Below are 14,468 nucleotides of genomic sequence, written 5' to 3'. Positions count from 1 at the left end.
ATCCTCTCAAGCCGTTAATGAAGGTTTATGAATATAAAAGCGAAAATGGTAACGGCGGCTCCGATGATACCGCCAAGGATCAAGGCCGGGAAAGGCCGCGTCTTTTTATCATACAGGATAATAAAGATAAGTGCGGATAATAAATAGGCTAGCAAAGCAACAATCGTATAGTCCACAAAAATGGCAATGACGGTCGAGATTGCAAAAGCGACAGCGCTCAGCAGGCTGGGCCGCACAAACTTGCCCTTATCGGAAAATCGGGTTTCGATGACAATCACCGACAAAACGACGAGGCCGAGCAGCACCCAGATCATCCCGGCCGAAGTTCGATAATCCTGCTGCTTCGTCTGTTGAAACAGCTGGTTGATCGGTTCGTAAAACACGACCATCCCGACAACAACTGCAAATACAGCGGATACCAAAACGGAAGCGGCCGCGACATCTTTGGCGATTTTGGCCATTGGATGGCGTTCAGGCATTGCAAGGTCCACCGTTTTTTCAACCGCTGTATTGATGAGCTCGGTTACAATCATAAGAGTTACAGCGAGCAAAATAAATAGGATGTCGATTTTATTCAAGTGAACAAATAACGCCGCAAACAAAACAAGAAAAGCAACAAAGAAATGGAATTTCATGTTGCCTTGCGTATCCAGCGCGTATTTGATTCCTTCGTAAGCAAATCGAAAGCTCCGCCGCCACCTGCTAAAACTGTGCTTACTCACCGCGAAAGCCCGGCCTTTTGCAGGATGTCTTCCTGTTTGGCAAACATGCTAATTTCATCTTCCTCGCTCTGATGATCATAACCGATTAAATGCAAAAAGCCGTGCACGAACAAAAATCCTAGCTCGCGTTCCACGGAATGGCCGTAATCTTCAGCCTGTTCCATAGCTCTTGGTACTGAAATAATTATATCTCCAAGGGGCTCAATGAACGAATCTTCTTCACCTTCTCCCGGTTGTTCATCCGGCTCATCTTCCCCAGCCTGATCGTAATGAATTTCGATTTCTTCTTCACCGGCTTCCGACATGGCGAAGGAAAGCACATCCGTTGGCTTGTTGATACCGCGATACTGCTTATTCAGCTCGTGAATGGCTTCATCATCCACAAAAGAAAGAGCAACCTCGCCTTCCGTAACGCCTTCCATTTCTCCAGCCAGGCGCAGCAGCTCCTCAAGCTTGGCAATCAATTCGGGCGTGATTTCTATATGATCCTGCTCGCTGTTCCATTCAAGGGTCAAATCAGAATTAGCCATTTGCCGCCTCCTTTTTATCTTGCTCGCTCGGGTAATCGATACGGGAATGGAAAATTCCCAGCAGCGTTTCATTGAGCGTTTTCTCGATGGTATCGAGCTCCTTGAGCGTCAGGTCACATTCGTTGAACTGTCCGTCATCCAGGCGGGACTTGATGATTTTATGTACCATCGTATCAATTTGCTCCAGCGTCGGTTTCCTCAAGGAACGAACCGCTGCCTCCACGCTGTCCGCGATGCCCACAATAGCCGCTTCCTTACTCTGCGCCTTTGGCCCCGGATAACGAAAGTCCTCTTCCAGTATTTCTTTGTCGACCTCTGCACTTTCAGCAAGCTTATTAAGCTTAATAGCCTTCTGATAAAAGTAATGCAGCAGTGTCGTTCCATGATGCTGCTGCGCGATATCGCGGATCGGTTTGGGGATTTTATAATCCTTCAACATCTCTACCCCATCCCGCGGATGGGCTGTAATGATGGATTTGCTTAGATTCGGGTCGATCCGATCGTGCGGATTTTCCATATTCGTTTGATTTTCGATAAAATACATAGGCCGCTTGGTCTTGCCGATATCGTGGTAATAGGAACCGACACGGCAGAGCAGCCCGTCCGCTCCAATCGATTCAGCCGCCGTTTCCGATAAGTTGCCGACCATGATGCTGTGATGATATGTGCCCGGTGTTTCCGTGAGCAGCTTACGCAGCAGGGGATGATTCGGATTGGACAGCTCGACCATCTTAAGTGGGGAAAGGATTCCGAACGCGAGCTCAAAGAAGGGAAGGAGTCCAATGACGAAGACCACAGTCAGCAGCCCGCCTGCAGCTGCAAAAGCAAGCGAAAACAGAATATCCCTTTGCGAGTAATGATCGTTCAGCAGCAGCATAGCCGTTATGGTGACCATGGAAATCAGAGATATCAGGAGCCCGGCTTTGAGTATGGCGGAACGCTGGCTCGCGCGCTGGATGGTAAACACAGCCGTAAAGCATACGACAAGTGTAACTAATCCATACCGGAAATCAAATAGCTGCACATTGTCTGTATTGAAAATAATACTGGATAAAAGCGCAAACATAACCGAAGAATTGAAAGCCAGCGACGCATTGAGCAGAATCGCGATTAAAATGCTGCCCATCGCAACAGGCGCCAAATATCCAATATAAGGATAAGCTAAATTTTGTCCCAAAGTTATGATCTTCATTCCGATGACATTCAAGGTAAATATAAGCACCAGCATCACCAATTGGGTATTGCTTGTGGCTATCGGCAGGCTGCTCTGGCGAACAAACATGTAAATAAAAAAAGAAAATAACAGTGTCAGAATGATGAGGCCAAGCTCTGGAAGATAATTCGCTTTATCCTTCAGCAGCTCAAGCTTATTTAAACGCTGGTAAATCTCATCCGTAATGATTTCGCCTTGATTCACCAAAACATCATTTTTATTAATATAGACAGGCTTCACATTCTCTCTTGCCTGCCCTTTGGCGTCCTCGGTGCCTTTTTGATCAAAAAATTTATTGGGTGTAATAACGGTTCTCACTAACTCCTGAACCATTTCACGTGTCGTATTCTTCGTCAATTCGGATGTGTTGACCAGCTCTGCTACCTTGGATCTCGACTCTTGTGCTTCCGGAATGGCATCACTCATGATTTTGGAAACAATGGACTTCGTAACCGGGAGCATAGCTGCCAAATCTTCCTTGGTCAGCCTCGGAATTTTAAAAAACACTTCCTCCGGAAGTCGGTACTGCTGTTCAACCAGCCGATTTTGCATTTCCTGGAGCAATGTATCATTGTATTGACCACTGTCGCGAAAAGTCTTGATCGATTTATTTTCCATATCCAGCACAAGCTGTGGAATCACATTTCGGTATATACTGACCTTGTCGTCGAATTTGACTTCGGCATCACTATTAATTTGCAGCATTCTATCAAAAATGGAATCAACGAGCACATCATTCCTGAGATTCACGATCCGATATACCGGCTGAACCTTTTTGACCGCATCTTCCTTGGCTTTTTCGGTGGCGATAAAATTCTCCGTCTGACTCGGCGCATAAATCGTTTTGGCGCTTGCCGCTCCAAGCTTAATATCATAAACCTGGGGGATCAATTTTGGGGATAATGAAAAATAAAAAAGCAGCATAAGCATCAAAAAGAGCAGGATACGGGTCCAACCGCTATATTTCCATCCAATCAGCTGATCATGAATTTTGCTTTTAGCTTGCATTTCAGTCTTGCTCATGGAAGGTCATTCCTCTCTTCACAAAAAGCCGTCTGCCATCGATCAGGATTCGTCATTTATCTGCTTGTTCGTTATAGGCCACGATAATTTTTTGCACCAAAGAATGACGGACCACATCCTGCTCGTCAAAATAAATGAAACCCAGTTCCTCAATACCGCGAAGAATCCGGTTTACCTCAACCAAGCCGGACGATTTGCCGCGAGGCAGGTCAATTTGGGTCACATCTCCCGTAATCACCATCTTCGAACCAAAGCCCAGCCGGGTCAAGAACATTTTCATTTGCTCCGGCGTTGTATTCTGTGCTTCGTCGAGAATGATAAATGAATCATCGAGTGTGCGTCCGCGCATATATGCCAGGGGAGCGATTTCAATAAGACCCCGTTCGAGCGACTTGGCTACTTGATCGGGGCCAAGCACGTCATTAAGAGCATCATACAACGGTCGCAAATAAGGGTCAACCTTTTCCTGCAGGTCCCCGGGCAAGAAACCGAGACTTTCACCGGCCTCCACGGCCGGCCTTGTCAGCACGATTCTTTTGACACGCCCTTCTTTTAAAGCAGTGACGGCAAGAACGACAGCCAAGTAGGTTTTTCCCGTACCTGCTGGTCCAATACCGAAAACGATGTCTTTTTTCTTGATTGTGGCGACATACTGCTTCTGTCCAATAGTCTTGACGCGAATCGGTTTGCCTTTATGCGTTGTTGTGATTTCACCCTTGAACAGATCCAGCAATTGATCTGCTTTCATCTGCTTGGCCAGTTCAATGGCATAATGGATGTCACGTTCCGTAAGTGTATAGTTATTGCGAATCAATTGCAGCAATACGTCGAAAAGCTGCTGAAGCGAATCCACTTCCGCAGATGCGCCTTGAATCGTCAACTCTGCTTCACGAGTGAAAATCTGGGCGCTGATCTCCTGCTCAATCAAACGCAAGAATTTATCCTGTGGGCCAAATAATGCGAGCCCTTCCGCCGGGTTTTTCAAAGCAAATTTCACAGTTTTTGCGTTTTCTGCCAAAAGGCCTCATTCTCCTCTTATCACAATAGGCTGCTCTTCTATAATCGATTCTTCCACTTCAAAAAGCACTTCCATATAAACTTTACCATTGTCTGTTTTTTGATGCAAAATTTTTTCACTCACGATGCGAGATTCCTTGCCCAAGCTTGACAAAAGATCAAGCTTCGCTTGCTCCAAACCGTTTGATTTTGCCTCTTCGTAGCTGATGGGCTGGTTAACATGATGCATTTCCATGACTTTTTCATAGAGCCAGCCTATCGGCAGCGAATAGCTTCGCCACTGCAAGGTTTTGCGTTCAGGAATGGTCTCCGATTCCGCATAAGATGGCTTGCGGTAACCCGTCAGCTGCAGAGCTCTCGTTCCCATCACCAAATACCTGCGATTATAGCTTTCACCGGAGTACACTTTATAGGTTTTGACCAGCGGAACCTCAATATTGGAGGTATACCAGATCAGTCCTTTGACAGTTCCTGTCGCTACGACAATTTGCGTATTCGGCTCCATGCCAATGATACCGGAAATAAGCAAGTCCCCTTTTCGCACATACATATTCGGTTTGACAACAGGTCTGCCCTTAACTGCCATGATTTCCGTAACCAATGCGTTTTTGGAAGCTATCAGATTTCTTGGGTTCATCAGCGGCGGTTTGTCGGGGACCGTGGATTCCACAATTTTGATTGTGATATGGGTGCCTCGAATGTTCACACCAACCCATGCCGTACCGGGCAGATGGCCTTGTAAATTACGCGATAACGCATCTGCTTCAGGCAGCCGAAATTTCCATTGAAAGCGTTGAATGCCTTGCTGTGAAGCCACTTGTAAAATAGTATCTGTCGTGATCTTTTCATTTCCTTCCACACTGACCTGCCATACCAATGAGGTCAGCAAATAGAGTCCGATAATAAAACCGGCTGCTCCCGATATAAAAAACTTGCGATGGGCTAATTTGTCCATAAAAAAAGGAAGTCCACGCCTCTCCTGGACATGCAGCCGACAGCCTGTCCGCTTGCAAATAGGGCGCAGCCTGAAGAAATCACGGATCGAGATCTGCAGCTTCATGCGATTATTTGAATCGACCTGAATATCCCAAACCTGAAACCGGTTTACAATCAATTCATTGAGCAACGCTTCACACCCGCTGCCTCTAAGCTCAATTCGAACATATCCGCTCAGCCAAGAGAAGAATGTGGATTGCATAAAGAGCCTCCTTAAAGTTTTCGAAGAAAACTTACTTCGTAAGCATTATCTTAGAGTTTTCGAAGTAAACTTGCTTCGTAAGCATAAATTAAGGTGTATATTTAATGCCGTCTATGACCCCTTCAATGAAAACTTCGTCGGGCAAAATGGCACGAATCACCAATTGCTTCCCTTGAATTTCCAGCTTCCCTTTCGTTAGCTGAAGCTGCAGCTCATTGCTGGTAAAATGCAGCACGCCCCGATGGTTTTCAATATAAAGCTGCACATTGCCGATCATCGTCATGCGCGGCAGATCTTGTACCACATCCTGCGGTAGGTCCAGCACTTTAGCTGTTAATTGGCTCCATTTGCGGGTAAAGCGACGCATAGCTTGGCTGTACCCCCTTTAGATAGAATGATATGATAGCGGCCCAAAGCACAGAGCTCTTTACAAATTATGCTGCCCAGCCACCATTTATGAGCAGAGAAAAACCGTCAGGAAAATTCCGGACGGTCAAATAGTTCGATATATTCAGACATTGGCCATTTATCTTCGGCGAAATGGCTTCTTGGCTCTGGGAGGGCCGAGAATTTCTGCCCAAATGATGCCTTGTGCCAGCTGCTGTTTGCTAGTCTGCATGGTATTTGTTGTCGAGGAATCAGCGTAAGCATCACGATAAAGATTATCTGGCTGTGAGCTTTCCCTTAATAACGGGGATGAAGCTCCTGAATCCATTAAAGTTCGTTTGTTATCCATCAATGTTCCCTTCGAAGATTTAGGAGGGGGATTAAAGCCGGAGCCGGATGCTTGCTGTTTCACTGCTGCAGGCTTATTGATCGTTTTGCCTGCCAGGCTGCCGGGTATGGTCGGGCTGCCGCCAAAGGCGGGCATACCGCTCTTTTCACTGCTCTGGGACTGATCTCTTCGAGTAGAAGCTTTTTTTCTAAACTGGGAGAGTAAAGCAAGTGCAATAATCACAAAAATCCAATTTTTAAGCAGGAATTCAATCAGCGCCAAAGCGATCTCCTCCCTTATTCTTTCTCGGTTTTGCCGGAATCGTTCATTTTTCCGAGCGAGGAACGCATCTGGGTGTCGGATTCAATGTTTTTTAAATTCATATAGTCCATCACGCCAAGCTTTCCGCTGCGAAGCGCATCCGCCATAGCGATGGGCACTTGCGACTCGGATTCGACGACTTTTGCACGCATTTCGACAACGCGGGCTTTCATCTCCTGCTCAACGGCGACAGCCATAGCCCGTCGCTCTTCAGCCTTGGCTTGGGCAATTCGTTTATCCGCTTCAGCTTGCTCGGTTTGTAAATGCGCCCCTATATTTTTGCCTACATCAACATCGGCAATATCAATCGATAAGATTTCAAACGCTGTGCCGGCATCCAGACCTTTGCCAAGTACAGTCCGTGAAATCATGTCCGGATTTTCCAACACATCTTTATGGGACTCGCTGCTGCCGACGGTTGTAACGATACCTTCACCTACACGGGCTATAATCGTCTCTTCACCGGCACCCCCGACCAAGCGGTCGATGTTTGCACGCACAGTTACACGAGCGATAACCTTAACTTCAATTCCGTTCTTTGCGACAGCAGACACAATAGGCGTTTCAATAACACGAGGATTAACGCTCATTTGAACGGCCAAGAGGACATCACGACCTGCCAGGTCAATCGCTGCGGCTCTCTCGAATTCCAGATGAATATTGGCCCGATGCGCTGCAATCAATGCATTTACAACCCGGTCTACGTTACCTCCTGCGAGATAATGGCTTTCCAAATGATTCATACTGAGATCTATACCGGCTTTGGTGGCTTTGATCATCGGATTGACGATCCGGCTCGGAATAACGCGGCGCAGCCTCATCGCAATCAATGTGATAATACTCACTCTCACTCCAGAAGCAAGTGCGGAAATCCATAGCATAACGGGGACAACACTTAACAGCACTGAAAGTGCCACGATGATAAGGGCCGCGAGAAGCAGCAAATACAAATTCGGATCCATCTGAGTTCCTCCATAATTTTATTAAACTTCGGTTTTGATTATTATTTCTCTCACTACAACCCTTGTTCCCTCCACCTGGACAACTTCCACAGGCTTGCCGCGGCTGATAAAGCTTCCGTCCGTGACAACATCAATCCTCTGTCCATCGATTTGAGCCGTACCTGCTGGTCGAAGCGGAGTCAGAGCCTCTCCTTGTTTGCCCAGATAATTCATCTTGTTCGGATTGGAGGTAAACCCTTTATCCGTGGTCAACTGCTCGCGCAAAATAAATCGATTCCAGGTGCCGCGATGCTGCAAATATTTAAACGAAATGGCCACAATGACAATGGCAAGAAAAAACGCGATGCCTAGTGAAATCGAAGCTTGCTGTGGATCGGATGAGGCCAGCATGACGCCGCCAAATAAGCATATGGCTCCCAGAACACTTAAGATCCCAAAGCTGGGTATAACCATTTCCAAAATCAAGAGAACGATTCCAATTCCAAAAATGGCCAAATCTCCGAAACTCGCAAATCCTGCCAGGTAATAGCCCAGGAAATAAAGCCCAAATCCCAGGATTCCACCTAAAGCCAGCAAGCCTCCGCTAAAAAACAACAATTCCATTGCAATACCGACAATCCCCACAAGCAGTAATATGGTCGCTGTAACCGGATGGGTAAGAAATGCTGATAATGTTTCCCACATCGTGTGCTTCCTCCTCCCTCATCAATCAGCTTCTAATCATATGTACGTTTGCTCAAGCAAACTGTTTCAAGAAGACAACAAAAAAACATCCCGTGCATAAAGTTTTATGTATAGGATGTTTTTGGGGTATGAGATTTATCCAAGCAATTCAGTCACAACATCACTTACTAATTTACCATCCGCCTTGCCCTTTACTTCCGGCATTAACAGTTTCATCAATGCACCTTTATCTTTAACTCCGGCAAATCCGTTTGAGTCAATCAGAGATTGGACAATATGTCTCACTTCATCTTCGGATAGCTGCTTAGGCAAGTATTGATTGACTACTTGAAGCTCATAATTAAATTCGTCAATTCGTTCTTGTTCATTAGCAGTTACAGCATATTCCAGTTGTTGGGAAACCACTTTTTTGTAGCTGGTAACGGCTTCAATCGCTTCAGCCTCGGTTAACTCTTTTCGCGTATCAATTTCACGCTTATCAATTTCGTTCTTGATCATTCGAATGATCGACAAACGAACTTTATCTTTTGCTTTCATTGCGGTTTTCATATCTTCCGTCAGCTGCTGCTTAATAGACATATGTAATTTCGAGCTCCTTCGTTCGTAATATTTAACGAAAAAGCTACTTAATAAAGAATTAAGTAGCTCATTCATCATCATTTAATTAGTTGAAATATGCAAAAAACATTCGGAATTAGGAAAGAAAGGACTTGTCCTAGAACTTTCTCTTGCGAGCAGCCTCCGACTTTAGCTTTTTCTTAACGCTTGGCTTCTCATAATGCTTGCGTTTTTTAACCTCTGCTAAAACGCCATCCTTAGCGATGGATCGCTTAAACCGACGAAGAGCAGCATCTATAGTTTCATTCTTGCGAACTCGAGTTTCTGACACCTGTAATCCCTCCCTCCGAACAGAACGCGCGTAAAAAACGTTTCATCAAATTTCATTATATGATATATGGAAAGGGGGTGTCAACCAGAAGCCCAAATCCTATATAACACTTATCTGACATGACCTAAAGGCGCCAGTTTTTCACCCGCGAGCAGGTGAAAATGAAGATGAAAAATGACTTGGCCTGAATCCGGTCCGCAGTTATTAACCAGTCGATAGCCTGTCTCCGCAACACCTTGCTCCATAGCGATTTGCTTAGCCGCCTTATGTAATTGTCCAATCTGTGTCCAGTCTTCTTCCCCTGCATCGTTCATGGAGGCATAGTGCTTCTTGGGGATGATCAAAATATGTATGGGCGCTGCCGGTTGAATATCACGAAAGGCGAGTATATCCTCGTCTTCGTAGACTTTGCTGGAAGGAATCGAACCCGCGACAATTTTACAAAAAAGACAATCCTGCATGAGTGAACACTCCTTGATCATAAATGCTACTATCCTGTAAATATTTTATCGAAAATAAAGGGAAAAATCCAACTATGCTTTTTAGATGCGATTCATTCGTTTTTTGTTGGCTTGGTGAATCTTTTTCCACTTTTCTTTTTCCGCAGCCTGGAGGCTCTTATCTTCTTTTCTTGCCAGATAGGCCAGTTCTTTTTGCAGCTTGACAAAACTGTTGTAACGGTCTGCATCCAGAGATCCATCCGATAATGCTTGCTTGACCGCACAATTCGGCTCTTTCTGATGTTTGCAGTCCTGATAAAAGCATGCCGAGGCTAAATCTTCGATTTCCTGAAAGGATGAGCTCAGCCCTTCCGAAGCTTCCCAAAGCTGCAGTTCGCGCATTCCCGGTGTATCGATTAACAATCCGCCGCCGGGCAAGGCGACCAGCTCGCGATGAGTAGTAGTATGCTTTCCTTTATCATCGTCTTCGCGGATCCCTCCTGTGTCCAATATATCAACACCGTACATTCGATTGATCAGCGTGGATTTGCCGACACCCGATGATCCCAGCAAAGCTGCAGTTTGCCCTGCGGATACATAAGCTGTCAGTTGATCGATACCGCGATTTTCCGTGGAGCTTATCATATAGATGGGAACGCCGATGGCCACGGCTTCCAATTGGGCAAGCAGTTCGTCGGGTTCCTCACAAAGATCTGCTTTGCTGAGGACAATTACAGGCTCGGCACCGCTCTCCCACGCGAGCACCAGATAGCGCTCCATGCGACGCACATTGAAATCCTGATTCATGGCCATTACCAGGAATATGGTATCCACATTAGTGGCTACAATTTGTTCCTCCGTCACATCGCCTGCCACTTTGCGGGAAAATTTACTTTTCCTCGGTAATATGGCATGAATCGTAGCCCGCTGCTCCTCCGGACGGGCCGTAAGGACAACCCAATCGCCAACTGCCGGATAATCGCCTCGGGCTGAAGCCAGATGACGAAGCTTACCGGAAACTTCCGCCAGCAAATCTCCATGTTCGGAATAAACGCGATAAATGTGTTTATGCTCAAGCGCGACTCTCCCTGCGCTGTATCCTTCTTTTTGATAAGGCTCAAAAGCTTGTTCAAAAAAGGGGGTCCACCCCATCGATTGCAAATCCAATTCAATTTCGCTTCCTTCCTCTGATGTCATGTTGACATTCCTGTTTCTAGTATATGGGAATAAGATATCGGTTACACTGGAAAACTTAATTGATAATCAAAAAATCCTGAAATATTAGACTGATAGTCTATTTTTCTGTAGACCGAACCTTGGATAATGCATATAATGGAGGGAGATGGAACTCTGAGGATGAGGTGAGAAAATGAGTCCATTCATGCGAGCTGCAACGCGCAAGAAACGTGATGTCGTCATGGAAGTCTCTTTGGCGATGTTTATGGAAGAAGGCTACGAAAACGTGTCCGTAGATGATATTATTGCCGCCACAGGAACATCCAAAGGAACTTTTTATCATTATTTTAAAAGTAAGGATGAGATCATTTCCGAGTTATACAGGAAGCAAATTGAACGGATTCAAGAATGGGTCAAACAGCCTCCATCCAAGGTGCAGTCACTTGAAGGACATATCAATCGGCTCTTTTTGGACTTATCGTCTAATATTGCGCATTCATCGCGGCTGATTCGAAGCCTTACGGCTTTATCCCTGCATAATGAAACGATACGAAGCGTTCAGCAGGAGCAGGTCAAGGTGTTATTTGAGAGTGTTTTGCGCTGGCTTCCGGAGCCTGGCAAGGCCCAGCTGTTGGTCTCTTCGTATTGGGGGAGCGTGATGCTTTGGTGTTCTCAGGATGGAGCCGATTTGATCTCAATGGTTCGCAGCAATCTGGCCTATGCATGGACCGGCATTCGCTCCAGCAACCCCTTCTCTCCACTGCAAATTGAATCCCATTCCCAGGAGGAAATTAACATGAAAACAGCCATTATTGGAGGCGGACTCGCGGGTCTTACCGCAGCAGCTTATTTATCGGAAAACCCTCATATTGAGGGCGTTTTATTTGAACGAAGTCCACAGCTCGGTGGAAGAGCTTTTACTTATGAAAAATCCGGGTTTACGCTCAATTATGGAGCCCATGCAATTTACGGGATTGACCGCCACAAGCTGAGCTTGATGGAAAAAGAGCTCGGGCTGTCTTTTAGCTCCAAGCAAGTGGATAAACGAAGAGTGATGTACGCAAAGCATAATCGGCTTACGGAGGCTCCGCTCGATTTTGTGAATCTGCTTAAAACGAATCTGCTCAGCACGATGCAAAAGGTACGTTTTGCCGGAGAAATCACAGCGATCATCGCCAACATTCATAACCTCAAAAACTATGCAACGCTCGGCGATTATTTAGCCGAATCAGCTGCCGACGAGGAAGTAAAAGAGCTGTGGGAGCATCTGGTTTGCTCCAATTTCTTCATCACACCCGAGGACGCTCGCAAGGTTTCAGGCGCAGTGATCAGTGAGTATTACCACAATCTGTTCCTCTCCAGCAAGCCTGTAAACTACATTCTGGGCAGCTGGGCGGTGATTACCAACCAGTTGAAACAAAAAATCCAAACCTCCGGCCGTTGGGATATAGCTTTGCAAGAAGGTGTGGAAAGCATCCGTTATGCGGACAAAAAATTTATTTTGCAGACCAAGACCCGGGAAGAAACTTTTGATAAAGTTATTTTTGCGATGCCGGTGCAGCAGGTCGTAAAGCTTTTGAAAGGAACCGCCTGGGAGCCGTTTCTATCCCCTTATGAATCCAATACCGCTACCGAGGTTATGGTTTATGATGTCGGGCTTAGCCAGGTGGTGGCGCGTCCGTTCAGTTATATCAGCGATATGGATAACAAGCTGTTTATCAGCGATGTTTCGGCAACTGATCATACACTTGTGCCGGAAGGCGGGCAGCTGCTGCAGGGAATTGCCTACTTTAGCGATGATTTCCAAAATGATGAGGATAGAAAGGCGTACCTGGAAAAGAAAACAATGCAAATGGAAGCCTTATTCGACAAGCATTACCCGGGCTGGCGGGACGCCACAGCAGTGAAACGTGTTTCGAAAAAAGCGATGGTGGCGAGCGTGAAAAATATTGCCTCCAATTCGCTGCTGCCGGTGCGCGTGGAGAATGTGCCCTTTTATTTCTGCGGAGACGGCTGCATGGGCAAGGGCGAGCTGGCTGAACGCGCTTTTTCCAGCGCTCGTACAGCGGCACAAGCGATCATCGAAGAAGCGAATCACCTTCTGCAAAATAAGTAAATCAATTGGGGTATGCATGCAACAATTCTTTCTGGTATCTGTCTAATATAGGAAAGGGAAACGATCCTAGTGTTTGGGGGGATTTGTGTGCGAACGCGTAATAGGAATGTTCGGTTGATTACTGTCGTGGCTGCAGTTTTGCTGCTTGCTGCATTAGGCAGTATGAGCTTGAATCAAAATGAGGCAACGAAGCCTGTCTTTGCTGATGTAGAACCCGACGCTCAAAACTCTGGTGCTTCCCCGAAAGTTCCAACTGCGGCCTCCGTTCGCACAGCCGAACCAAGTCTGGCACCGGTTTCCATGCATTACGACCCTTCCGCAATAAAAGTCGGGGATCATCTGACGGGATTGAAGTTGATCAAGATTGAATCCGGGACGTACGGTAAAGGCTCCATTGTATCCGTTTGGGATGGTGAGCTGCAGCTTAGCGGTACTTATGAATATTTATATCAAGAAGCTGCCTACAATTCAGGGCAAGTGATCTTCATTCCAGATGCCGCTTCTGCCGCCAAGCTGCCTCAGCCTAAGGCTTTTGAAGGGCAATCGATGCGGTTTGTGCTTCATTTCACTAAAGCTGAAGATAAACAGAAATTCGGGCCGCCCGGATCAATGGGAAGCGCTGCCCTGATTATAACTTCATATGCCTCTGTTTATGCAGGGATACTGGAGGGAACATCAGATATTGCAGCCGTTCAAACGGTTTCCGATGTGCAGGTTACACTTCCTCCGATAACACAAATTTCTAATTCCGAATTGGATGGTGCTTTGAAAGATTTCCCGGTTTTGAAGCAATTGGAACTGACATCCGATATAGAAACTTTGCGGAAAGTTCAGGATTGGATTTACAATGTAGATCATTCCCTCCTCATTGGACTGGCGCATAGTGGCAAGAGAATCAGCGTCGACCAAAGAGAACGGATTCGGATTTGGTTATCTCAGGCTTTTACAGATCAAAAGGCGTTTCAATTGCTGGATATTTTGGTGCCGGCATCGGAAGGCGGCAACATAATGGGCGGCGGGTTATCCGGTCTTCGTGCAAGCTCAGAGGTCAGGGAGCTTAAAGACCAGAAATTCGTCAATGAAAAAGACGGAACCGTTACTTATAAAGTAACGTACGTTCTACATGGTACTCAGGATGCTTATCTGAACTGCCAGCTTGTACCAGTCGACAGCCAATGGAAAATTGGGGTCTATACAATTGGATATTATTAAATTTAGATCTCAAAAAGACTAACTGCAATTTGTACATCTAAAAACTCTGGCTAGTCTACTTTTAGGAGCGTCAAATGTATAACCTGCATCTAAAAAGTCAGTTTTTGCTCAAACCCAGCTTATTTCATAAAAATAAATGTATGTTCTACATCTGAGCACCCCGTTGGACAAGAAACTCTGAAATTAGATGTAGGTTTTACACTCTCATTGCCTAATTAACTGAATGACGACAGGGCTGTACCATCAGAGC

At 46.0% G+C, this 14,468-nt stretch carries 15 protein-coding genes; 2 read left to right on the top strand and 13 right to left on the bottom strand.

The genetic code is table 11. The annotated features are described in order from the left end of the window. Nucleotides 1-14 precede the first annotated feature (14 nt). The 13 genes from BLV33_RS00575 to rsgA all read right to left on the bottom strand — a co-directional run bounded on the left by BLV33_RS00575 (nt 15) and on the right by rsgA (nt 10,866). Nucleotides 15-722 (bottom strand): diacylglycerol kinase family protein, encoded by a 708-nt coding sequence (locus tag BLV33_RS00575; protein ID WP_253186926.1) that lies wholly within the window; start codon nt 720-722, stop codon nt 15-17. After that, nucleotides 719-1,252 (bottom strand): rRNA maturation RNase YbeY, encoded by a 534-nt coding sequence (gene ybeY, locus BLV33_RS00570; RefSeq protein ID WP_090786934.1) that lies wholly within the window; start codon nt 1,250-1,252, stop codon nt 719-721. Before ybeY ends, BLV33_RS00575 begins: the two co-directional genes overlap by 4 nt. Beyond that, on the bottom strand, nt 1,245-3,488 hold the full coding sequence (locus tag BLV33_RS00565; RefSeq protein WP_090786931.1) for an HD family phosphohydrolase: 2,244 nt from the start codon (nt 3,486-3,488) through the stop codon (nt 1,245-1,247). The genes ybeY and BLV33_RS00565 overlap by 8 nt, the downstream gene beginning before the upstream one ends. 52 nt (nt 3,489-3,540) lie before the next feature. Continuing rightward, complete coding sequence (locus BLV33_RS00560) at nt 3,541-4,506, bottom strand: PhoH family protein (RefSeq protein ID WP_090786928.1); 966 nt, start codon at nt 4,504-4,506, stop codon at nt 3,541-3,543. A gap of 6 nt (nt 4,507-4,512) precedes the next feature. Further along, on the bottom strand, nt 4,513-5,703 hold the full coding sequence (gene yqfD / locus BLV33_RS00555; protein WP_090786925.1) for a sporulation protein YqfD: 1,191 nt from the start codon (nt 5,701-5,703) through the stop codon (nt 4,513-4,515). Nucleotides 5,704-5,791: 88 nt separating this feature from the next. Then, complete coding sequence (yqfC, locus tag BLV33_RS00550) at nt 5,792-6,070, bottom strand: sporulation protein YqfC (RefSeq protein ID WP_090786922.1); 279 nt, start codon at nt 6,068-6,070, stop codon at nt 5,792-5,794. Between the two features lie 159 nt (nt 6,071-6,229). After that, nucleotides 6,230-6,700, bottom strand: a complete 471-nt coding sequence (locus BLV33_RS00545) for a hypothetical protein (RefSeq protein ID WP_090786919.1) — start codon at nt 6,698-6,700, stop codon at nt 6,230-6,232. 14 nt (nt 6,701-6,714) lie between these two features. Beyond that, nucleotides 6,715-7,701: a flotillin-like protein FloA gene (gene floA, locus BLV33_RS00540; protein WP_090786916.1), complete on the bottom strand. Its 987-nt coding sequence runs from the start codon at nt 7,699-7,701 to the stop codon at nt 6,715-6,717. 21 nt (nt 7,702-7,722) lie between these two features. Then, nucleotides 7,723-8,385 carry an NfeD family protein gene (locus BLV33_RS00535; RefSeq protein WP_090786913.1) on the bottom strand — a complete coding sequence of 221 codons (663 nt, stop codon included), beginning with the start codon at nt 8,383-8,385 and terminating at the stop codon, nt 7,723-7,725. A 135-nt stretch (nt 8,386-8,520) separates the two neighbouring features. Next, complete coding sequence (locus BLV33_RS00530; protein WP_171908962.1) at nt 8,521-8,964, bottom strand: GatB/YqeY domain-containing protein; 444 nt, start codon at nt 8,962-8,964, stop codon at nt 8,521-8,523. A 136-nt stretch (nt 8,965-9,100) separates the two neighbouring features. Beyond that, complete coding sequence (gene rpsU / locus BLV33_RS00525) at nt 9,101-9,274, bottom strand: 30S ribosomal protein S21 (RefSeq protein ID WP_090786907.1); 174 nt, start codon at nt 9,272-9,274, stop codon at nt 9,101-9,103. Nucleotides 9,275-9,384: 110 nt separating this feature from the next. Beyond that, the gene (locus BLV33_RS00520) at nt 9,385-9,735 is read right to left on the bottom strand and encodes a histidine triad nucleotide-binding protein (RefSeq protein ID WP_090786904.1); all 351 of its coding nucleotides are present in this window, start codon (nt 9,733-9,735) and stop codon (nt 9,385-9,387) included. 81 nt (nt 9,736-9,816) lie between these two features. Continuing rightward, on the bottom strand, nt 9,817-10,866 hold the full coding sequence (gene rsgA, locus BLV33_RS00515) for a ribosome small subunit-dependent GTPase A (protein WP_090798561.1): 1,050 nt from the start codon (nt 10,864-10,866) through the stop codon (nt 9,817-9,819). A gap of 217 nt (nt 10,867-11,083) precedes the next feature. On the opposite strand from rsgA, the gene BLV33_RS00510 reads away from it, so the two are divergent. Together BLV33_RS00510 and BLV33_RS00505 are read left to right on the top strand one after the other, a co-directional pair. Continuing rightward, complete coding sequence (locus BLV33_RS00510; RefSeq protein WP_090786901.1) at nt 11,084-13,006, top strand: FAD-dependent oxidoreductase; 1,923 nt, start codon at nt 11,084-11,086, stop codon at nt 13,004-13,006. An 87-nt stretch (nt 13,007-13,093) separates the two neighbouring features. Continuing rightward, nucleotides 13,094-14,218: a hypothetical protein gene (locus BLV33_RS00505; RefSeq protein WP_139305659.1), complete on the top strand. Its 1,125-nt coding sequence runs from the start codon at nt 13,094-13,096 to the stop codon at nt 14,216-14,218. Nucleotides 14,219-14,468 lie beyond the last annotated feature (250 nt).

This window comes from Paenibacillus sp. GP183 (assembly GCF_900104695.1).
Classification (GTDB): domain Bacteria; phylum Bacillota; class Bacilli; order Paenibacillales; family NBRC-103111; genus Paenibacillus_AI.
Note: the sequence above shows the minus strand (reverse complement) of the source record. Positions and strands in the feature narration are given on the sequence as shown.